General features: G+C 36.9%; 16 protein-coding genes. 9 read left to right on the top strand and 7 right to left on the bottom strand.

All coding sequences use genetic code 11. The features are described from left to right. Positions 1-39: 39 nt before the first annotated feature. The 4 genes from IW15_RS12065 to IW15_RS12050 are packed head-to-tail and all read left to right on the top strand — an operon-like array spanning position 40 to position 6,861. On the top strand, positions 40-2,760 hold the full coding sequence (locus tag IW15_RS12065) for a TonB-dependent receptor (protein ID WP_034711545.1): 2,721 nt from the start codon (positions 40-42) through the stop codon (positions 2,758-2,760). A gap of 23 nt (positions 2,761-2,783) precedes the next feature. Then, positions 2,784-4,148: a DUF4876 domain-containing protein gene (locus IW15_RS12060; protein WP_034711544.1), complete on the top strand. Its 1,365-nt coding sequence runs from the start codon at positions 2,784-2,786 to the stop codon at positions 4,146-4,148. Between the two features lie 7 nt (positions 4,149-4,155). Beyond that, complete coding sequence (locus tag IW15_RS12055) at positions 4,156-5,727, top strand: DUF6850 family outer membrane beta-barrel protein (protein ID WP_034711543.1); 1,572 nt, start codon at positions 4,156-4,158, stop codon at positions 5,725-5,727. 6 nt (positions 5,728-5,733) lie between these two features. Continuing rightward, positions 5,734-6,861: a cytochrome-c peroxidase gene (locus IW15_RS12050; RefSeq protein WP_034711913.1), complete on the top strand. Its 1,128-nt coding sequence runs from the start codon at positions 5,734-5,736 to the stop codon at positions 6,859-6,861. Between the two features lie 34 nt (positions 6,862-6,895). On the opposite strand, the gene IW15_RS12045 is transcribed toward IW15_RS12050, so the two are convergent. Next, positions 6,896-7,348: a hypothetical protein gene (locus IW15_RS12045; protein WP_034711542.1), complete on the bottom strand. Its 453-nt coding sequence runs from the start codon at positions 7,346-7,348 to the stop codon at positions 6,896-6,898. 133 nt (positions 7,349-7,481) lie between these two features. On the opposite strand from IW15_RS12045, the gene IW15_RS12040 reads away from it, so the two are divergent. Then, positions 7,482-8,306 carry a CvfB family protein gene (locus IW15_RS12040; protein ID WP_034711540.1) on the top strand — a complete coding sequence of 275 codons (825 nt, stop codon included), beginning with the start codon at positions 7,482-7,484 and terminating at the stop codon, positions 8,304-8,306. Between the two features lie 174 nt (positions 8,307-8,480). On the opposite strand, the gene IW15_RS12035 is transcribed toward IW15_RS12040, so the two are convergent. Next, complete coding sequence (locus IW15_RS12035; RefSeq protein ID WP_034711538.1) at positions 8,481-11,717, bottom strand: T9SS type B sorting domain-containing protein; 3,237 nt, start codon at positions 11,715-11,717, stop codon at positions 8,481-8,483. A gap of 182 nt (positions 11,718-11,899) precedes the next feature. On the opposite strand from IW15_RS12035, the gene IW15_RS12030 reads away from it, so the two are divergent. From IW15_RS12030 to IW15_RS12015, 4 genes are all read left to right on the top strand, one after another. Next, a complete protein-coding gene (locus IW15_RS12030) occupies positions 11,900-12,493 on the top strand; it encodes a TetR/AcrR family transcriptional regulator (protein ID WP_034711536.1) in 594 nt (197 codons plus the stop codon). A 95-nt stretch (positions 12,494-12,588) separates the two neighbouring features. Continuing rightward, positions 12,589-13,944 (top strand): TolC family protein, encoded by a 1,356-nt coding sequence (locus IW15_RS12025; RefSeq protein WP_034711534.1) that lies wholly within the window; start codon positions 12,589-12,591, stop codon positions 13,942-13,944. A gap of 10 nt (positions 13,945-13,954) precedes the next feature. Further along, entirely contained in the window at positions 13,955-15,016 is a 1,062-nt protein-coding gene (locus IW15_RS12020; RefSeq protein ID WP_034711532.1) for an efflux RND transporter periplasmic adaptor subunit, read from the top strand. Between the two features lie 7 nt (positions 15,017-15,023). After that, positions 15,024-18,209: an efflux RND transporter permease subunit gene (locus IW15_RS12015; RefSeq protein WP_034711530.1), complete on the top strand. Its 3,186-nt coding sequence runs from the start codon at positions 15,024-15,026 to the stop codon at positions 18,207-18,209. Between the two features lie 72 nt (positions 18,210-18,281). Here the strand turns inward: IW15_RS12015 and IW15_RS12010 are convergent, their stop codons facing one another. The 5 genes from IW15_RS12010 to metE form a co-directional block, all read right to left on the bottom strand. Then, on the bottom strand, positions 18,282-19,322 hold the full coding sequence (locus tag IW15_RS12010; protein WP_131368550.1) for a hypothetical protein: 1,041 nt from the start codon (positions 19,320-19,322) through the stop codon (positions 18,282-18,284). A 132-nt stretch (positions 19,323-19,454) separates the two neighbouring features. Further along, positions 19,455-19,901 carry a KTSC domain-containing protein gene (locus IW15_RS12005; protein ID WP_034711527.1) on the bottom strand — a complete coding sequence of 149 codons (447 nt, stop codon included), beginning with the start codon at positions 19,899-19,901 and terminating at the stop codon, positions 19,455-19,457. Positions 19,902-19,999: 98 nt separating this feature from the next. Further along, positions 20,000-20,494, bottom strand: a complete 495-nt coding sequence (locus tag IW15_RS12000; protein ID WP_131368549.1) for a hypothetical protein — start codon at positions 20,492-20,494, stop codon at positions 20,000-20,002. Between the two features lies 1 nt (position 20,495). Continuing rightward, positions 20,496-20,825, bottom strand: a complete 330-nt coding sequence (locus IW15_RS11995; RefSeq protein WP_034711523.1) for a hypothetical protein — start codon at positions 20,823-20,825, stop codon at positions 20,496-20,498. Positions 20,826-21,169: 344 nt separating this feature from the next. Then, the gene (metE, locus tag IW15_RS11990) at positions 21,170-23,491 is read right to left on the bottom strand and encodes a 5-methyltetrahydropteroyltriglutamate--homocysteine S-methyltransferase (RefSeq protein WP_034711521.1); all 2,322 of its coding nucleotides are present in this window, start codon (positions 23,489-23,491) and stop codon (positions 21,170-21,172) included. Positions 23,492-23,590 lie beyond the last annotated feature (99 nt).

The following is a 23,590-nucleotide window of genomic DNA, read 5'->3' as shown; positions in this document are numbered from 1 at the left end:
TAGAAAAATTATAAATAATTTTGCCAAAAATTGTTAAAATTGAAGAAGAGAGTTTTACTTCTTGCTTTTCAGTTTGTTATCCTTTCCGTCAGTGGTCAGACTTTGACCGGGGTTGTGGTGGCAGCAGACAACAAGAAGCCTATTTCGGGAGTCAAGGTCGGTATTGAGAATACCGGTATCTGGACGGTAACCGATAATTCAGGTGTATTTCAGATTAATTATAATACCAGTGAAACCTTAGTTTTCTCAAGATCGGGGCTGTTGGAAGAAAAGAAAAGCTATATCACCGTTCCGGCTAACCGGATTACGGTTGAGATGAAGGTGGCTTCCATCCGTATCGATGAAGTGTCTCTTTCCGCTAAAAAGAAGAATTATTCTGAAATCGAGATCAAGGAAGAGGCCCTGAAGAACATCCAGGCATTTTCACTGAACGAAGTATTGGAACAAATTCCGGGACAAAAGCTGCAAAATCTTAACCTTAACGAATTTAAACCTATCGTATTCCGTTCAATTCTTCCTACAAGCGTAACGGATGAAGGGTTTGGAAATAAATCTTTCGGTACTGCCATTGTGGTAGACGGTATCCCGATTTCCAATAACGAGAATATGCAGAGCTACACAGGAAACTATTCTCCCATATCCAGAAGTCTGGAACATGAGGGTGCTGTGTTCTCTCCTAATACCATTGGTTTTGGAGTTGGCAGCGGCTATTTTTCCAATACGAATTATGGTGTTGATTTAAGGGAAATCCCGGTTGATAACATTGAAAGTGTAGAAGTGGTACAGGGAATTCCTTCCGCAAAATATGGTGATCTGACTTCCGGTTTGGTAACGATTCAACAAAAAAGTGGAAGAACTCCGTACAGAGCTTATCTTTCTTTAAGAGATGGTACACAGGAATATAATATCAACAAAGGGTTTCAGATCAATGAGAGATTAGGTTTCATAAACGTAAATGTGAATTATCTGAGCTCAAATTCTGAGCCCAGAACCAAGTTCAACAATTACCAAAGGATAGCCACAAATTTGATGTGGACGGTGTACAGCAAAAATAAAAGAATCAGCAATTCATTGTCTGTAGATTATGGAAATAATTTCGATAACGCCAATTTCGAGGAAGAGGATGAAAGTAAACTGATTGTCAAAAATAAGAAACAGGATATTCGTATCTCCAACCGATTCAACTGGAGGTTTAAAGATGCTTTTTTTGATAATTTAAATATCAGTGCGAACTATTCACAAGCTTCCCAGAATTCTTTTAAATCCCAGATTTTAAATAATGGAGGAAAGCTTGTAGGGACAAGTATCAGCGAAGGCGTGTACACTGCGACCTACTCTCCGCCCAACTATACGCAGGTTCAGGAAGTGGAAGGAAAACCTATTTCGATGTTCTTTTCTGCAGATCTGAAGAAAAATATAAAAACCAAAACCAATTGGATTCATAATGTTCTGATCGGAACTTCGGTGAGAAGCAGCGACAATAAAGGAAGAGGAAGATTGGGAAGCCCGGAAACGATCTTAACTCAGTTTTCTGGTGGAGGCCAGGCCTTCAGACCTTATAATTTTGGAGAAAATGTGAGAGCAGAATATCAGTATTCTCTATATGCCGAAGATAATATGTACAAAAAGTTTGGAAGCTATATCTTCAATATGAATGCGGGACTACGATTTGACAATCAGTTTGGAGCTTCTGTTCTGCAACCCAGAATTAATTCCTACTTAATTTACAAGAATTTCAAGATCAGAGGAGGTTTCGGTATCTCCTCAAAGGCTCCGGGAATCAATATGATTTATACAGGACGAAGATATTATGATGATGTTTTGGCAGATGTCCGTTTACCAGGTTATTATAATCTTGGGATTATGCAGACTTTCGTAGATTATGCCGATAATAAAAATTTAAAACCCTCCAAAAGTATACGCTCGGAAATAGGGCTGGATTATAAATTTCCTTTTGGGAATATAGGATTAACAGCCTATTATAATAATTTATATGATGGTTTTACGAATGAATATTTTGCTGGTAAAAGAGGTGCAGCACAGCTTCAGATCAATTACAACGGCACCAATACTCCTACGTATGATATAATAGGATATAAAGACTATTATTACCTTCAAAACAGGATTGTTAATAATTTAAAATCCAAAGATAAAGGGCTTGAGCTGATGGTAGGACTTAACAAACTTCCAGTGAAGAACGTGAGTTTAGATATCACCGGAGGCTATGTAGATACAAGGAATAATTCGAATACGGATCGTTATTTTATTTCTACAACGATTACTCAGGAAGCGATCTATGGTGTCTACAAACCTTATGAAACTAAATACAAACAGTTTAATATCGGGGCCGCTTTAAATTTTCACTTACCTAAAGCTGGCTTAGTGATCACATTAAGAACCCAGCACTTTATTATTGATGATAAACTGCAGTATAATCCAAGAATATTGTATGCTTACATCAATAAAGACCTGGAAAAAGTGATGCTGACGCAGGACGAGATCAATGATCCGACGAAATTCGCCAATATTAAAACTACCAATATGGACGAAATCAATCAGAAGCTGGGAAAGGTCTTTCATAACTTTAACCTTAAGATTTCTAAAGATTTCCAGAACGGATTTAGATTTTCTTTCTATGCCAACAATTTCCTGGATCTTAAACAGACACAGATTACCTACACCAGCGGAAGACCTGTTGAATCTTTGAAAACGGATTTATTAAACCTTTCATTCGGTGCTAAAATAGAATATCAATTTTAAAAATTACTTATAAAATAAAGACTATGAAACAGCTATTGAGCTTTTTAACCATCATGTTATTGCTGATTTCCTGCAGGGATGATGATTTTGGAGGAAACGGTGCCAATCTTCAACCGACAAGCTTCAGAGTAGAAGTAAAATATGATTCGAACTACGGTTCTTTGCATGCTAAAAATGCGACGGTAGTTTTAACCAATAATAATTCCGGAGATACGTATACCCAGACCAGTGATGCCAATGGTTTTGCTAATTTTGAAAGTGTAATTCCGGGAACGTATAAAGTGACGGTGGCTAAAAAAATGCTGGCCAGCGAATTCAATACAACATTTGGATACAGCGCTCCTGTTTCTGAAATCAGTTTTAATGGAATCCAGGAAAATGCTACTATTAATGTCAACGTACAGACTACTTTCATTGAACTGAAAGGGGCAAGAATTGGTGATTTACTGATCAAACAGATTTCTTATTCAGGTTCTAATGCCATACAGGGTGCAGGATTCAGGGATCAGTTTATAGAACTTTATAATAATTCCAATGAAGTTATCTATGCTGATGGATTATACATTGCTCAGCTGTACGGTAAAGTAAATACAGCAACTAATAATAGCTATTCACAGGCCAACGGCCAGTATGACTGGAGTAAATCTATAGGAATGACATTAGGAAGTGCCGCCAATACAGATTATGTCTACGCAGATTATGTAATCAGGATTCCTGGAAACGGATCTCAATATCCTATTTTCCCGGGAGAGAGTATGGTGATTGCACAGACAGGAATCAATCATAAAGCGCCTTTGGTAGACAATACCGGAAGCCCGATTACGGTTCAAAATCCTGGTTTAACGGTTGACTTAAGTACTTCTGATTTTGAAGTCTATCTGGGGAATTTCAACCTATCGGTTGGTGAACCTGTATATAAATTTGATATCCAGAATCCGGCAGTGAAAGATATGGAAATTGCCTACTGGGGAAGACCGGGATATTCTAACGGAAATAATGACCTTATTTTTGATACGCTGGGAAGAGACAGTTTTGTGATTTTCAGAACGGATAAATTTAGCCTACTTCCGAATTATGCAGATCCTTCTTTTGCGGCGATTACTTCAAGTACCAAATTCTACGTACAGATCCCGAACAGTACTATTATCGACGGAGTAGAACTACAACATTACAATCCGAATTCTCAAAGACCTAAAATGCTGAATGCTTCTATAGACGCTTCATCTGTAGCTTGTGATGCTTCATTTAATTCTCAGGCTGTGATCCGAAAAACAAAAGAAGAGATCACGCTTCCTAATGGTTCTAAGAGAAAAGTGTTGGAAGACACCAATAATTCGGCGAATGATTTTGTAAAACAAACGGCTAATCCAAGAGGATTCCAACAATAATTAATTAATGAAATTCAAGACTTTTTATATCGCATCTTTTCTGTCATTCGGTTGGGCTTCGGCACAGCTGAATGACAGCATTTTTATCCCCAGAAATCAATTTTACTATAATCAGCTGGAGAGCGTTTGGGATAACCCCATTCAGTTCTCAAAGCAGAAGTTTTCAGACTTTACAGAAACAGAACTTAGTGCTACGGTAAAAGAACTGAATATGAAAAGAGTGCAAACCGCAGAGAGTTCCAGCCAGTTTGGGTTTAAAACTCAGGGTATTTATAATATTTCAGAAAAATTGAGGCTTTTGGGAAGCTTTGATTATCAGTTTTTAACGGAGAAGAATTTAGGTTATAATTTGACTACCGATCGCACAGAAGACCAGTTTGTACTGAATCCAAACTATCTGTTTGTTCCCAAAAAAGCTAACTGGGAAACCCAAACCTACCACCTGAAAGGAGGATTGTCTTACCAGATATGGAAAGGCTTGGAACTTGGAGCACTGGTAGATTACAAAAACCTGAGTTCTTACAGAAAGTCTGATCCCAGACCCGAAATTAAAACAGCAGATTATTCCGGTAAAATATTCGCGGGATATCGTTTAGGAAAACATCAGTTGTCGGTTTTTGGCGGATTAGGAAGAAAAACAGAAACCTATGATATTCTGTCGGTAAACGAAACAATGAATGCAACTTCCAACCCTGAATATTATGTGCGGTTTTCAAACGGGTACGGAAGGCAGATTTATTTCCCTTCTTATACCGATTACAGTTACAGAACCGTTGACAGAAACTTTGGGGGAGGATATAGTTTTGAAACGCCTAAAAACTTTTTTAACATCAATTTTACGTATAGTAAATCTATGCAGGATCTCTTCGGAAATACAGGGGAAAGAGACGGCAGAACGAGCGGCTATACGTATTTCGATGAAAGTCTGGAAAAGATGAAATACCGTCTTGTTACTTATAAAACCGATGCCAATTACTGGTATAAAGGAGACAAAATGGATTTTACGTCAAACGTTAATTTTCAAAGCATCACCGGAGATAATTACAACAATGCTGAATTCGGACAGAATTACAGAATGACTTTAGATAAGTTATCTTCCGTGAATAGCATGATTTTGAAAGACAATCAAAAGATAAAATTTGGGGCGACTGTGGAAGCGGTTTATAATGATTTTTCAGCTATAGATCTGTTGGGAGTTACGCATAAATACGTCAAAAGCTTAGATCTGAATATTAAGTTTAATAAAGATATCTTTTACAGAGATACCCAGAAAGTGAATCTTGAGGTGGGTGCTATGTCTTATTTCCCTGTAAGTGAGAGCCTGAAATATACTGCCGCATCTTCTAATACGTTGCTGTATGATCAGGTAATCAAAAATGACCATGAGTTTGACAGTACTTCGAAATTGGGACCGCAGCTGGGACTTCAGTTGTATCAGAAAGTAAGTGCGAAAACAACCCTGAAAATATTTACTAATTTTGCCACACTGTTTCCGCTGAACAAAAGGTTTGAACAGAATACGGAGTATAACGGAAATCCGAACCTGTATTTCAATGCGGGAATATCCCTGTTTTATTAAAAGATGATGAAGTATATTTTGCCCCTGTCGGCAGTTTTGTTTGTGGTGTATTCTTTCTGTGATTTTAAAAGCCCCCAAAAGGGCTATACGAATCAGGAACTGAGAGACCTCTATGGAAGCGGAAACCAGAATCTCTGGCCCAAGCCGCATTTGTTTGATGATGCTAAAGAAGGTTTTAAAGATATCGGATCTTTATCAGCACCGGAATTTCCAAAGAATAATCCTTATTCAAAGGAGAAAGAGGAGTTGGGGAAAATGCTTTTCTTCGACCCAAGGCTTTCTAAATCCGGACAGATTTCATGTGCCAACTGTCATGATCCGGAATTGGCCTGGGCAGATGGAAGAAGGGTCGCATACGGCCACGACAGGCAGTTAGGAACCAGAAACGCTCCGACGATCCTTAATGTCGTATATGCCAAAGAATATTTTTGGGATGGAAGAGCGGCAAGTTTGGAAGAGCAGGCAAAGGCACCGATTGAAAACCCGGTGGAAATGAACTTCCATTCCCGGTTAGCCGTGAAAACAATTGCTAAAATCAAAGGATATAAAGAATATTTCCAGAAAGCTTTCGGTCAGGATAAAATAACGGAAGAAAACATTACAAAAGCAATTGCTACATTTGAAAGAACCATTATTAGCCCAAAATCCAAGTTTGATAAGTTTGTAAGCGGTGAGAAATCTGCATTGACTGATTCTGAAATCAATGGTCTGCATTTGTTCAGAACAAAAGCTAACTGCATCAACTGCCACAACACAGCTTATTTCTCTGACAAGAAATTTCATAATTTAGGTTTGACTTATTTCGGAAGGGAATATGAAGATCTCGGACTGTACAACATCAGCAAGAAAAATGAAGATGTCGGCAAATTTAAGACGCCAACCTTACGGGAAGTTTCGAAAACAGCTCCGTATATGCATAATGGATTGTTTCCCAATATCAGGGGAGTCCTGAATATGTACAATGCCGGAATGCCGAATGAAAAAAGAAACCGGGACAGCCCGCTGGCACCAAAAAAATCGCTGATGCTGCAAAAGCTGAATCTTACAGACAGCGAACTCACGGATATCGAAAATTTCCTGAATACACTGCACAGTTATCAGTATAAGATGAGGGCACCACAGCTGCCAAAATAATAAAAAAAGAGAAGTATTTGCTTCTCTTTTTCATTTACATCATTTTGAACTGATCATAGAATGTAGTGTTTTTGAAAGGAGCAATATTAAGCTGTATTCCCAAAGTGATTCCTTTAAAATACTTTTCCTTATGAATAGGAAACGCATATCCGGTATTGAGATAGAAGATGCTGAATAAAGAAATTCCGATTCTGGGTTCTATAGAATACGGATTTAAAGATATTCCCAGCAGCTGGCCTTTACGATTGGTATAATACATATTGGCTTCCGGTAAGAATTTAGCTTTATCATGTATAGAAGAGTATAATAATGATGCGCCGACAATAAAGGATTCGGAAGTGGATGTATTCATTTTATATTCTAACCCTCCCTGTAATACATTTCTCCCGGTATAACGATACGCCGCACTGATAACCGTTTTATCCAGAATTTGTCCCTGCATTGCTGATCCTGCGAATACAATCAGAAAGGAATAATATAATTTCATAATTTTTGTGACGTTAATATTTTTCAAATGTAGATTTTTATTTAACCATGTTGCAATTTAATGAAGAGAACTGATTATTTACAGCCCGATAATTTTATATTTCCGTACCTTTGCAGACTAATTCTATCATTCAATGCAACTCGGAAAAACTCAGACTTTAAAAATTTCAGAAAAAAATACCTCAGGATGGATCTTAACAGATGATTCAGGCGAAAAAGCATTTTTGCCCAAAATCTTCGTTCAGGATGATAAAGAAGTCGATGATGAGATCGAGGTTTTCGTATATCAGGATGATAATAAATTAAAAGCGACTACTGAAATTCCTTTGGCTGAAGTTGGTCAGTTCGCTGTAATGAGCTGTGTACAGAGTCTTCCAAGCGGAGCATTTATGGACTGGGGAATTATCAAAGACCTTTTCGTTCCTTACAAGCAGCAGAAGTCTAAAATTATTGAAGGTAAAAGATACCTGGTTCATCTGTATGTAGATGAAGACCTGGAACTAATTACCGGAACAACGAAATTCAAAAGAAACCCGCAATACCAGGATCTGCCGTTTAAGCAGGGAGATAAAGTCGATCTGATTTTAATGAACGAAAGTGAGCTGGGCTGGAATGTTGTAGTCAACAAAGAATACATCGGATTGGTATATGCCTCTGATGTTTTCAAAAAATTATATCCGCTTTCAGAAGAAACCGGTTACATCAAAGCCATTCGTGAAGATGGGAAAATAGATGTTTCCCTGCAGCCTGAAGGATTTGAAAATATTGATGAATTCAAGCAGAAAATACTCGATAAACTGAATGAAAACTACGGACTGCTTTATCTTTCAGACAAATCTTCTCCTGAACAGATCAAAGAAGAGCTTCACATGAGTAAAAAGAACTTTAAAAAAGCACTCGGAGGACTTTATAAAGATAAGATTGTTGATATCTTAGACGATAAGATCAAGTTAGTATAAAAAAAAACAAAAAAAGCTGTTTCAATCCTTTTGAAACAGCTTTTTTTATATCATGGCTTCACTCATTTAAGTGTTAATCCATAAAAAAATGTATAATTTAAAACATTCATTCATCAGTACTCGATGAACAATACAAAAAATAGGCTGTCTCAACGGACAGCCTATTTTGTTATCTTAATTTCTATTTTTGACCAATAACCAGCCATTATACAATCTTCCGTCTGAGATTTTAATGGTATACCAGTAATTTCCGGTAGATACCGGTCCGGAGTTGTATTTTCCGTCCCATTCGAAAGGTTTTTTATTAATGGTTTGTTTCAGGATCATAAAACCTTTTCTATCATATAAATAGACTTCAGTTCCCGGATAATTTTCCAATCCGGCAATTCTCCAGGTATCATTGAGTCCGTCGCCATTTGGAGTGATGGTATTTGGAATACTAAAGATCGTGAATTCTTTTTGTCCGATAATACATCCCGATTTTGTTCTTACATAAACCGTGTACTGTCCAAGGTTAAGATTATTGAACACATTGGAATCCTGCCATATGAAATTGTCTAAAGAATATTCATAATTTCCGGAGGTAGATAAAATAACCGTTGCTGAATTATTCGTGACATTCACAGAGACAATCTGTGCCAGTACAGAATAGGTTACCTGGACGCTGTCCGTATTTTCGCATCCAAAATTGTTGGTTACTTTTACTGTATAAGTTCCGGGGGTTGAAACAGTGATCGTTTGCGTTGTTGCACCGGTATTCCATACATAAGTTTTAAATCCTGGTCCGGCATCTAAAGTCAATGTTTTTCCTGCACAGAAATCCATTTTTTCGGGAAGATCAATGCTTGGCTTTGGGTTTATGGTTAAAGTCAGCCTCACAACAGTGAAGCATCCGTCTGTGGTTGCAACTTTTACATGAATAACTGTTGTACCGATAGGCAGGACATAGTTGGAAGGATTGGGAATTGCATTACCTGTAATATCCGAATAGCTGAAAATATAACTGGTTGGATTATTAATGATGTTTCCTTCATAAGAATGCAGATTGACCGCCATAGTATTTCCTGTACTGCTGTTGCAAAGGGTTTCTGCGTAATTGTTAGCCGGAACGTTATTAATAGAAAGTGTAACGGAAATGCTTAGTTTTTCAGATTCACATCCATTTACCGTTTGTGAAACATAATACGTTTGTCCGTGAACAAGCGGCGTAGTTATAGGCAGAATATTTCCGGCAGCATTATAAAATACTAAAGAAGTTCCTGTAACCACTAAATTTGCCAATGTAGGATTGGCAGAAGCACAAAAATCCTGTGCAGCATTGGCGGTTGGTTTTGGGGTACTGTTTACTGTTACGGTAACAGGTATTTTGTTGCTTTCACATCCGTTGATCGTTTGGGAAGCATAATAGGTTTGCCCGGTAACAAGAGCTGTTGTTGACGTCAGAATATTTCCAGCAGCATTATACCATTGAATATTTTGTCCGGTGATCTGAAGATCCGATATTTTGGGATTATTCGTTGCACAAAATATTTGAGCCTGATTTGCTGTTGTTGGCAGAGCAGGAGAAGTTACTATTACATTCTGGTTTTGAGTGGAAATATTCCCGTTACCATCGTTATACGTCCAGTGGATGATATAAGTTCCCGGAAGGGAATAGGAAAGAGGATCTGTGGTAGTTGCAGTTATCGGTCCTGCACAATGATCAGTAGCAGTAGGAAGCGTTGAAATAACCGTATGACAATCTCCGGTGATAGTTGGTAAGCTTGCAATATTTGGAACTGGTGGAGTATTGTCACCGACAACAATTTGAATCATGAAACTGCCATCACAGCCGTTTGTTGTTCCAGAAATGTGACAGGTATATAGACCTGAATTAACAGTAGAAGAGTTTGGAATTATCGGATTCTGCAAATTAGAAGTGAATCCATTGGGACCGCTCCAGTTATATATAGTACCACCAGAAGCATTTAACTGTATTGTAGAGCCCAGGCAAATGTTTTGACTTGAGTTCGGTGGAATATTATTGCATTTCTCCATCTTGAGTAAAAAGCCATCGGTATTGATCTGGTTGGTATTGACTGAATTCAGAAAATATTCGTTGGATGATGGATCGAAATCACAATGCCAGCTAAAAGTTCCGGTATAATAATAAGAATTGCCGTTATTGATGGTCTGGTATATTTTTGAATGTGAGTTAGGAGAGTTTATATTGGTAGATCCTATTCTAAAAGAACTTTTATACTGTCGGTTGGAATCAAAAGAAATAGAGCATCCGTCTACATAGCCATTTCCTTTAGTGAGCATATTAACACCTAAATCAGGATTTGCATCAAAGTTATTTTCAAATGTTCCGTTAATGTGAATTTCATTATTATCATCGCAATTCATTCCGTAAATAACCAACGGGAAGTTCTGACCGGTATTCAAATACTTTTTTACGTCAAATAAATTATTGTTGGTGTCAAACCATAATAGATAAAGACTTTCGTAAGTGTTTGATGGCAGCAAATATTGCTGGCTGGATGGATCCACATCAATCGGGAAGAATTGAGCCTGCCATTCTCCTGATATGACCAGTTTGTCATTTTTATCAATTACTATATCAGAAAACCTCTGGTCTTCCAATTCTCCGGACCATAATAAATTGCCATTTTGAGAATATCTTCGTAATAAATATCCTCCGGGACCATACACCTTGTTCATAGCAAAATAAACATCATTATTAGAATTTAAGGCCAGTTTATTTTCCATGCCTCCAGCAATTTTTTTCAGCCATTCAACCTGTAGATTTGGATTAAATTTAATGATATATGATGCCGGACCGGAATTGGTATCATTAAATACAGAATTTGAGGTCTGTGAAAATACGAGGTTGGAAAAAGTAAATGTACTTAGATATATGTTTCCATTATGATCTACCTCTAGAGAATTGGGTGTGGAATTGGTAAGCTTGGTTTCATTAATGAGATTTCCGTTTGTGCCCAATATGGTTATAGTTGCGTAACTGTAACCATAAATTCCCTGTAGTTCGGATTTACTTGTTAATGCATATATTTTTCCATTTTTTACTTTGAGATCATAATCATAGTCATTATGGCGATCGCTTATTTTATAACTCCATATATAATTTCCGTTACTATCTAGCTTAATAACGAATGTAGTTCCATAAGTTCCGTTACTTGAGTAATTTGTTGGTATTATTAGATTTACGTTAGGGCCTGGATCTGCATCAATACCGCTAAATCCAAGGGTTCTGCCAATCAAATAAATATTCCCATCAGCGTCTTTATCGCTTTTAGTAATAAAATCTTCATAATCTGTATAACTTCTGAATTGCTTTACCCAGGAAAAGTTTTGTGAAAATAGCAAAATACTATTCAAAGCCATGAACAGAAATAAAATTTTTTTCATCGATTATTAATTTTTCGGCAAATATATCGAAAATACTCTCCTTTCGGCGAGTTAAGCCTGATAATCTAAAACCAGATCCCAGAAATATGATGTAAATCATACAAAATTGTTTAATTATTTTGTTTAACAATTTTGTCAAAAATAGAATTTATTTTACATTTGTACAAAATTGTTTAACAATAATGTCAAATCAAGCGAAAAAAGACCAAACACAGGAATTAATCAAAGAGACAGCGAAGAATTTATTCTTTGTGAAAGGGAAGTTTGATGCTACTACCCAGGAAATTGCCGATGCAGCCGGAGTCAACAGAACGCTTATCAATTATTATTTTCGTTCAAGAGATAATCTCATTCAGATTATTTTCGATGAAGCTCAGCGGGTAGAACAGGAAAAATCCAAGATCATTCAGAATGCAGATCTTCCTTTTAAAGTAAAGATCAGCAAGTTTATAGAAGGCAGCCTTTCCACCAGTCTTCAGTATCCTTATCTGGAAACCTATATCGTTTCACAGATTAATAAAGGAAACTGCCATCAGAGAGAAATTGAAGAAGATGTTTTAGAAACACTCTATAAAGATATCGAAAAAGAGATGGAACTTGGAAACATAGATAAAATGGCTCCGGTTCAGTTTATTCTCAATATGGTATCTCTGCTTGTATTCCCAAGTGCTATCAGACCTTTATTTATGGAGAATCTGATGATCAGTGATGAGGAATATGACAAGATTATTTCCGAAAGAAAAGAGATCATTCTCAATATGCTTTTTAAGAATTAAGAAAATGTTAAAGTATTTTAAGAAATGATTCGTCCTTTAGAAATAAAAACTGTGACGGGAAAATTATATTAAAAAAATAAACGAAGTATAAAATTATGAAAAGAAAACGTATAACTGCTAAAAAGCTAAAAATTGGGATAGCTGCAGCATTTATGATTTTCGGCTTTTCATCAGTGTCTGCCCAACAGCAGGTTTCTTTACAGGAAGCCATCAAGCAGGCGCTTCAAAATAAAGCAGAAGCCAAAAAAGCTGCTTTACAGATCAAAAAAGCTGAATATAAAATTGATGAGGCAAGAGCAGGTGCTTTGCCACAGATAAGCGGGACAGCAGGATTAACGTACAATCCGGTTATTCAACAGTCTTTACTTGAATTCGGCGGACAAAGAATCACCGCTCAGTTGGGACAGCCATGGAGCTCCAGTGCAGTCGTAAGTCTTCAGCAGGCTATATTTGACCAGAGAGTTTTTACCGGTCTTAAAGCTGCAAAATCTACAAGAGAATTTTATGTTTTGAATTCACAGCTGACCAATGAGCAGATCATTGAAAATGTGGCCACAGCATATTATCAGGTTTTTGTACAGGAAGAAAACCTTAAAACTGTAGAAGCAAGCTATTCAAATACGGAAAAAGTAAGAAACGTAATCAAAAGCTTAGTAGATAACGGACTTGCAAAATCTATTGATTTAGACCGTACCAATGTACAGCTTACCAATATCGGATCAAATAGACAGCAGCTGATCAATTCTGTAGAGCTTTCAAAAAATTCTTTGAAATTTTATATGGGAGTTCCCATAGACACGGATATTGAACTTGAAGAAAAAACGATCGAACCAAGACCGGAGCTTATTGCCAGCAATGTAAACCTGGATGACCGCCTGGAGATCAAAGTAAAGAACAAAAACAGAGAACTTCTTCAATACAATAAAAAAGCTACTGAAGCTTATCTTTATCCTACCGTAAGCCTTCAGGCGAATTATGGATGGGCAGGAACAGGAAAGAAATTCCCTCTTACCAATGGATTGAATAATGGGGTACTTTGGAGTGATTATTCAGCGATAGGGCTTAACATCAATGTTCCGATTTTCACCGGTGGAGCTACCAAAGCTAAGATCCAGCAGGCTGAAATCGATATTCAGGATCTTGATCTTGATATTCAAAACACACAGCTGAATTTGAGTCTAGAGTATAAAAATGCCATTTCCAATATGGAAAATGCCATCATCAATATCCAGAGTATGAAAGATAATGTTGATTTAGCAGAACGAGTGCAGAAAAATACACAGTCCAACTATCAGTACGGTTTAGCAACCCTTACCGAAGTTCTGGATGCTGAAAATGCTTTAACACAGGCAAAACAGAATTATTCCAATGCATTGCTCGACTACAAACAGGCTGAGATCAAGTTGATTAAAGCTAAAGGAGAACTCAACACATTACAAAACCCATCATAATAAACTAGAAATGAAAAAAACTTTAATATATATCATCGTAGCAGCTGTCCTAATCGGTTTGGCCGCTTACAAGATTGCCGGCAATAAAGAAAAGCAGACGAAAGAAGTTGCTGAAGTTGCAAAACAGGTTGATAAAATTAACGTAAATGTAGTAACGGTATCAAGAGAGAACATTAATACAGATTATTCAGCCAACGGTACTTTTCTTCCAAAACAGGAAATGAATCAGGCTTCCGAGATCGGAGGACGTATCGTTAGTGTTTTGGTTAAAGAAGGATCAAAAGTATCTGCAGGTCAGGTATTGGCTACAATCAAAAGAGATGCGATCGAAGTTGATGTGGCACAAGCTCAAAACAATTTGCAGAATGCAGTAATTGATAACCAGCGTTATGAAAATGCATTTAAAACCGGAGGCGTTACCAAACAACAGCTTGACAACTCAAGATTACAGCTTAAAAATGCACAGGCGGCTGTAAGAGCTCAGGGAGTAAAAGTAAATGATACAAGCATCCGTGCAGGAATCAGCGGTACTATCAACAAGAAAATGGTAGAGCCGGGAACTGTTGTTTCAATTGGAACTTCCATGTTTGAAATTGTGAACATTAATACTCTGAAACTTTCAGTTTTAGTGGATGAAAGCCAGATCGGAAGAATCCAGTTAGGTCAGGAAGTTCCTATTAAAGTGAATGTTTTACCGGAAGATTCTTTCAGTGGTAGAATTACATTCATTGCTCCTAAAAGTGATGCTTCTTTAAACTTCCCAGTGGAAATTGAAGTGCAGAACAGGGGGAATCTTAAAGCAGGGATGTACGCTACGGCAGTATTTAAAACCAATCATGGTGCTGAAACTCAAAATATGTTAACCGTTCCTGCAGAAGCTTTCGTTAACGGAGTAAGTTCAGGACAGTTATTTATTGTTCAAAACGGAACCGCTAAAATGATCAAAGTAACGATTGGAAAAATATATGGAGATAAAGTACAGATCCTAAGCGGTCTAAACGGTGGTGAACAGGTAATTACCAGCGGACAGATCAACCTTGATAATGGTTCAAAAATCAATATTGTAAAGTAGTAGATCCATGAAGTTAGCAGAAATATCGATTAAAAGACCCACGTTAGTCATTGTATTATTTACATTGCTGACGTTAGGAGGGATCTTGAGTTATACCATGATGGGGTACGAGCTTATTCCTAAGTTTGAAACCAACATGGTTACGATCTCTACAGTATATCCGGGAGCTTCACCTGCTGAGGTGGAAACTTCCGTTACACGAAAGATAGAGGATGCCGTAGGTTCCCTGGAAAACGTGAAAAAAGTAGAATCTTCATCATACGAAAGTTTATCGGTGATTATGGTTCAGCTGAACGACGGAGCCGACGTCAACTATGCGTTGAATGATGCCCAGCGTAAGGTAAATGCCATTCTTTCGGAGCTTCCGGATGATGCCAAAGCACCGTCACTGAATAAATTCTCACTGGATGATCTTCCGATTATGACCTTGAGTATCTCAAGTGATAAGCTGAATAATAAAGAACTCTACGATTTATTAGATAAAAAAATAGAACCTATTTTCTCCCGTGTAAATGGTGTGGCTCAGGTTGACCTTGTAGGAGGACAGGAGAGAGAAATTCAGGTGAATATTGATGAGAAAAAACTGCAGGGATACGGACTTTCTATTGGAGATGTTCAGCAGGCAATTCTTTCTTCAAACCTTGATTTCCCGACAGGATTTTTGAAGACAAGAACTAATAAGGCAACGATCAGATTATCCGGTAAATATAAATCTACCGAGGAAATGAGTAATCTTGTTATTTCTTCTAAAAATGGAGCTCAGATTCGTGTATCAGACGTTGCTACCGTATTTGATACCCAGAAAGATGTAGAAAAAGTAGCGAGATTTAACCAGAATCCAACGATTTTATTACAGGTAAAGAAACAGTCTGATGCCAATGCGGTGGCGGTTTCTGAAAGTGTTCAGAAAACCATTGCTAAAGTTCAGGAAGATTATAAAGTTCAGGGAATTAAAATTAAAACCGTTGATGACAGTACCGACTTTACTTTGGAAGCAGCCAATCACGTAATTTTTGACTTATTCCTGGCAGTAATCCTGGTAGCCATCGTGATGTTGTTATTCCTTCACAGTATAAGAAATGCCTTTATTGTAATGGTTTCTATTCCTGTATCGTTGATTGCGACGTTTATCGGAATGAACTTAATGGGATATACCCTGAACTTGATGAGTTTACTTGGATTGTCTCTGGTAGTAGGTATCCTTGTGGATGACGCGATTGTAGTGTTGGAGAACATTTACCGTCACATGGAGATGGGTAAAAGTAAGATCAGAGCTGCATACGATGGTGCTTCCGAGATTGGATTTACTGTATCAGCGATCACTTTGGTAATCGTGGTGGTATTCTTACCGATTGCGATGAGTTCAGGGTTAGTAGCAAACATCCTGGCGCAGTTCTGCGTCACGGTGGTAATTGCAACGTTATTCTCATTATTATCTTCATTTACCATTATTCCTTGGTTATCTTCAAGATTTGGTAAGCTGGAGCATTTAACAGGGAAAAACTGGTTCCAGAAATTTATCCTTTGGTTTGAAAGCATGATTGATAAATTTACGCACTGGATCACAGGAATTCTTGAATGGTGTTTAAAATCAACGTTAAGAAGAATTATGACTGTTGTTGTGACATTCATTATCTTACTTTCTTCATTCATGTTGGTAGCGTTCGGATTTATTGGAGGGGAATTTTTCCCTAAAATGGACCGTGGTCAGTTCCTTGTTCAAATGGAGCTGTCAAAAGATGCCACCGTTGAAAAAACAAACCAGGTTACTTTAAATGTTGAAAAATATTTAAGAGCAAACAAAGATGTAGTAGATATGATTACTACAGTAGGACAGCAGTCTTCAGGATTTGGTGGGGCACAGGCTACCGTATACCAGTCTGAGATTCAGGTAATCTTAACCGATAAGTCTGAGCGTGCTGAAAGTACTGATATTATCGCTGCAAAAATGAAGCGTGACCTTGAAGAAAAGTTCACCGGAGTTGAATTTAAAACAGCACCAATCGGATTAATGGGAGCAGATAATGCGCCAATTGAAATGGTAGTAACTGCTGCTGATAACGAAACAGCAACGAAAGAAGCAACAAGAATCTTGGAATTGCTTAAAAAAGTGCCGGGATCTGTAGATGCTGAATTATCCACAGATACAGGAAGCCCTGAAGTTCGTGTAAATATCGACCGTGATAAAATGTCTTCATTAGGCCTTAATCTTCAAAGTGTAGGACAGACAATGCAGACTGCATTCAACGGAAATACCGACGGGAAGTTCAGAGCCGGAGAATATGAATATGATATCAATATCCGCCTTGCAGACAACAACAGAAAGTCTATTGACGATGTTAAAAACCTCATCTTTACCAATACGGCAGGAGAGCAGGTTCGTTTGAGCCAGTTTGCGAATGTGGATATGAGTTCAGGGCCAAGTTTACTACAGCGTAGAGATAAGTCTCCATCGGTAAAAGTATTATCTAAAGTAGTGGGTCGCCCTGTAGGAGACGTTGCTAACGAATGGTCTGCTCAATTCATGAATAGTGATAAAAAACCTGCAGGGGTTAACTATAAGTGGGGTGGAGATATGGAGAATCAGGAAGAAGGTTTCGGTACGTTAGGAATTGCTTTATTGGCAGCTATTGTATTGGTATACCTTGTAATGGTGTCTCTGTATGACAGTTTTGTATATCCGTTTGTGGTATTATTCTCAATTCCGTTAGCAATGATCGGGGTTATGGTGATTCTTGCCTTAACAGCCAATTCACTGAACATCTTTACGATGTTGGGGATGATCATGTTGATTGGTCTTGTTGCCAAAAACGCGATTCTTATTGTCGACTTTACGAATGCGAGAAAAGCAGCGGGAGCGAATACTCATGACGCCTTAGTTCAGGCTAACCATGCACGTCTTCGTCCGATCTTGATGACAACGATTGCGATGATCTTCGGGATGCTTCCGATTGCATTGGCAAGTGGAGCAGGAGCCGAGATGAACAAAGGTCTTGCATGGGTAATTATTGGTGGTTTAACATCATCATTATTCCTTACCCTGATCATTGTGCCGGTAGTATACTCAATTTTCGACTCTATTCTTAGAAGAATGGGTAAAAATGAAAAAGTAGACTACGAAGCTGAAATGAAAGCCGACTATGTACATAAAGAACTAAGTGAAGATGGATACACTCCGAAACACATAGACTAATATAACAACCTTAATTAACCGAAAAGCGCATCAGATTTCTGATGCGCTTTTTATTTTTAATAGTTTCTATTCTTATTTTTTATACAGATCCCAACGCTCATGTTTTGAGATAACTGAATCCATTTTTGTTTTGTTGAGTTTAGATTTTAGATCGTTTTTGATATCAGCGAAATAATTGGATCGGTCATAGGTATTGATGAAGAAATAAAGTTGCTCATTCGCGGCCAATTCTTCATCCGGTTTATATTGGGTGTGATACGTGATATTTTTCAATAAGTTTTTTGAACTTTCCGTATTGTATTTCAGGGTAGCAAGAGTAAGGTCTTCCAATTCAAAAAAAACTGGATCAGCTGTAAATTCTTTTCCTTTAATTCTTTTGCTGTAAAACTCTTCCAATATAGGAAGGTAAGACGGTTTTGGATGTTTATTGATGAATTCTACGGACATATTCATATGGATAGGACCATTATCGTCGATATTTTTTTCGAGATAGTTTTTAATGATGAGAGTGTCTTCATATCTGTTATAATTCGCAAAATAGTTAAGTAAATAAGTGTTGGCATAAAAAAGGATATTTTCCTTTCTGTTCATTTCTTTTTTGAGGATATTATAGTACTTGGGGTTTGGATTGTTTTGATGTTCACCCAGATAAGAAAACAGATCTCCATGTAGATGTCTTTTGTTATCAATATCCATGATAATGGCTTCAAAGAGCTTTTCTTTTTGTATTTCAGTTAAAGTATTTCCTTTGTACATGGTATAAAATATCATGGCTTGTGGAACAGTCATTTCATTTATAGTGTCATAGCTTGTCCAGATATCGGAAGTCTTTGTATTGTCAAGATTTTTCATCAGAACCTGAAAACATTCCTGGGGATATTTCTCAATTAAGATGTTAAAAAAATAGAGTGCCACTTCCGGGTTTTCATGCGAAGACAGATTAATCATATCCTTTTTTGAGAATTCTTTAAATAAGTCACTTCTAAACTGATTTTCAAATCGATCTTTATCGGATGATGCTATTTTTTGAATCATATCTTTCTGCTGTTGACTGTATTGGCACGATGCTAATGACAAGAGTATGACGAAAGATAGAATAGGAATGATTTTCATAGGGACTGAATGATTATTTCGAATTCTAAAATAATGAAATCTGACTGAAATTGTAATGGATGTAGGAAAAATTTAAAAAAATAAAGGCTTTCAGAATGAACTGAAAGCCTTCGCTTTATTTGTAGTGGAATATTAATCTTCCATAGCCTCTCCGGACTTTCGGTAGATGAAACTTCCGTAAATGTGTCTTCTTGCAAAACGGCTTGGAGAATCAGAGTTGACCATTTTTATATACGTATTTCTTGGAACACCGATATATTCATACATCTTTCCATTCAAATGCTGAACTTTCAAAACCGCTTTTTCAAGATAAAAATCCTGAATATTAGATTTTGTGATTGTTTCAGTATATTCCTCTTTATATTTTTCCTGTGTTTCCTGGTTAATGCTTACCAAAAAGTGGTAGGCTTCAATTACAGACTTGCTTTTTTCTTCAGCTGCTTCTTTCCCGGCTTCATCATTCACAAATTTATCAGGATGAGTATCTTTCATCGTATTTCTGTAAATTGTTTTCAATTCTTTTAACGTAACAGTTTTATCAACCCCAAGAAGCTTTCTGTGCTCAACAACTCTTTTCATATGTATGATCCTTATTTCGGGGTGCAAAATTAAGCTTTTTAATTTAAAAAATCATAACTTATTCATTATTAATTTATTTGGAGGGTGAAAATGTAGTTTTATTTCTCTTTTATTTCATTTAGTACATCTTTAACTTGTCTAAATTCATAAGTGTCTTCATTATCTGCTTTTAAATCAAAGAGTTTTGTTTTGGTAGTTACTAATGAACTGGATATAAAAATTTTTGAAATATATTTTGCCAAATCAGGTTGTTGAAATTCATCAAAATAAATTGTTATTTTACTAATTACACTTTTTTGAGGCTTCTTATTATACTCATCATAATGATCAGATTCAGATTTTAAAACACGAACAATTTTACCATTTTTATCTTTTGTTATTTCTGTAGAATAGCCTATTGATCCGATATCTTTGTTTTTCTTATTTTTAAAAAGTCCAGAACCTTCAATAAGTTTGGTAGGATAATCTTTTGAATAAACATCAATACTATCTAAATGAATATAATTTTTTAGCTTTCTTTGATTTTGTATTTCATTATTTGACTGTCCAAACAATGCTGTTGAAATTAATAGTAAAAGAAATAAAAGTTTCATATTATTTATCTTCATGAAAATATTCATAGGCAAGTTCTTCCAAATCTCCGCCTTCAGAGATTAAGTTGTCTTCTCCATCATAGATCTTAAAACTTTCTTGAGAGTCTCCAATACTTGCAGAACCATCCAAGCCTAATAAGATGGTATAAAAGCTATCTGTCAAAAGATGAGAAACTATTTCTTTTAATTTTTCAGTTTTGACTTCATTTAGATCTAATTCTTCAATTTTTGTTGAAACAAGAGTTCTATATTCTGATTTTCTATCAAAACTTAAATTGAGAATGTTTTGTTTTTCCTGGTAAAAGTTTTTTACGAATTCTTCGGGGGTCATTTGTTTTTAAATATTATGCAGTCCTTAATTATATTAATTTATGTTTTCCTTTACATGTTAAAGTAACATACTTTATTTTTTATAATCATTTTCCATACTTTCTTCATGAAAATTTAGATACTTTGATAATTGCATTTGAATTTATATGTCTCATAAGAGCATATATAAAATGAAAAAGATTATAAGAATCTAAATTCTTTTCAAATTTGTTCGGAAAATATTTTTAATTATGGGATTAATTTTAAGCTTGTAATTTAGTTTCTTTTTACATTGGGAGCAAATAGAAGTAGGAATTAAAACAAAAAAGCAGAAGTAAACTCCCGCTTTTCATAAAAAAATATATGTTAAACTTCTTCTGCCACATATGAAGCTGCCAGTTCTCTTGAAGCCTCTACCATTGCAATCAGCGCTTTCTCAGTTTCCTCCCAGTGTCTTGTTTTCAAACCGCAGTCAGGATTCACCCAAAGCTGCTGTGCCGGGATAACGGACTGTGCTTTTTTCAATAGCTCGACCATTTCTTCTTTAGACGGAACTCTAGGGGAATGAATATCATAGACTCCCGGACCGATCTCATTAGGATATTTGAAATCTGCGAACGCATTTAATAGTTCCATCTGACTTCTGGAACATTCTATCGTAATGACATCAGCATCCATATCAGCAATATTCTGAATAATATCGTTGAACTCGGAATAACACATATGCGTGTGGATCTGTGTAGCATCTTCCACACCGCTTGCAGAAAGCCGGAAGGCTTCAACAGCCCATTTCAGATAGTTCTGCCACTCGGCTTTACGCAATGGGAGTCCCTCTCTGATGGCGGGTTCATCAATCTGGATAATTCTGATGCCTGCTTTTTCCAGATCTTGTACCTCATCACGAATGGCCAGGGCAATCTGTTTACAGGTTAAAGAGCGCGGCTGATCATCCCGTACAAAAGACCATTGAAGAATTGTTACAGGGCCTGTCAGCATGCCTTTTATCCATTTTTGAGTTAAAGATTGGGCGTATTCCGACCAGTATACCGTCATCGGATGCGGTCTGTGAACGTCTCCATAAATAACGGGTGGTTTTACACACCGGCTTCCATAACTCTGTACCCATCCATTTTGAGTAAAAGTAAATCCGGAAAGCTGTTCCCCGAAATATTCCACCATATCATTGCGTTCGAATTCTCCATGTACCAGCACATCAATTCCGATTTCTTCCTGCCACTGGATAGTTCTCTGGGTTTCTTCTTTCAGTAATTGGTCGTACTGCTGGGCATTTAATTCCCCTTTTTTGAATTTTGATCTCCAGCTTCTTACTTCTATGGTCTGTGGAAATGAACCAATAGTCGTGGTGGGAAACAAGGGAAGCTTCAAAACCTCTTGCTGTACTTCTTTTCGCACATTGAACGGGTTATTTCTTTGTGCATCTTCTTCAGTCGTAGCATCCACCCGTTTCTTAACTTCCTGATTGTGAATTAAAGTAGAAGTAGCCCGATTTTGAATGGCCTTTTTATTTTCAGCCAATTTCTGCAAAACGTTGTAATCCGGATTTCCTGAAGCGAGTTTCTGCAAGATAACAATCTCCTGAACTTTCTGTTTAGCGAAAGCCAGCCACTGCTTGATTTCCGGTGATAAAGTATCTTCATTTTTTTCCAGATCCAGGTCAAAAGGAGCGTGGAGCAATGAGCATGAAGGGGCAATAAAAACTCTTTCCGTACCCAATGCTGCTACTGCTTTATGGATAAAAACCAGAGATTGATCAAAATTATTTTTCCAGATATTTCTTCCGTCTACAAGGCCTAAAGAAAGACTTAATGACCATGGAATAGTAGATAAAACCTCCTCCAGCTGTTCCGGAGCACGTACCAGATCAATATGTAAAACATCAACAGGTAAAGCAGCTGCCAGACTAAGATTGTCTTTTAATCCGTCAAAATAAGTGGCTACAATGAATGTAAGATTTGGAAACTGTCTTTTAATTTCACTGTAGACCCACTGATATGTTTCTTTTGCTTTTTCATTGAGGTCTAAGGTTAAAAAGGGCTCGTCCAGCTGAATGTATTCAGCTCCCTGATGTTCAAGTTGTTTAAGAATTTCCAAATAAACGGGTAAAAGATTCTCAGCGAGATCCAATTTATCAAAACCACTTTCTTTTTCTTTACCCAGTAATAGATACGTTACCGGTCCGATAAGTACAGGTTTGGTATTGATTCCTGCCTGTTTTGCTTCTGTAAATTCTTCAATTATTTTAGTGGAAAAAAGGTTAAATTTTTGGTCTTTCCTGAACTCAGGGACGATATAATGGTAATTGGTATCAAACCATTTTGTCATTTCCATAGCGGTAATATCCAAACTATCTTTTTGATATCCTCTGGCCATAGCAAAATACAGATCCAGTTCGGTATTGGATTCTTTAGACGTTATTTCCTGATAACGCTCTGGAATCGCTCCCACAGTTAAAGTAATATCCAGCACCTGATCATAATAAGAAAAATCATTGGATGGAATAAGATCGATACCTGCTTCCTGCTGGATTTTCCAATGCTGAAGACGAAGGTTTTTACCCGTTTCCAACAGATCGGTTAATGTGGTTTTGCCTGACCAATACTGCTCGCAGGCTTTTTTCAGTTCTCTGTGGCTACCAATACGCGGATAGCCTAGAATGTGTGTTTGCATTTTCTTTTAAACTTTTAATTAGTAAATCATTATTTTAAAAGTTCCTTTAGAATGCTTCGCAATGCTATCAAAGAAAGAATTTTCAGGAATAGAGTAGAT

The sequence above is a fragment of the Chryseobacterium soli genome, assembly GCF_000737705.1.
Taxonomy (GTDB): Bacteria; Bacteroidota; Bacteroidia; order Flavobacteriales; family Weeksellaceae; genus Chryseobacterium; species Chryseobacterium soli.
Note: the sequence above shows the minus strand (reverse complement) of the source record. Positions and strands in the feature narration are given on the sequence as shown.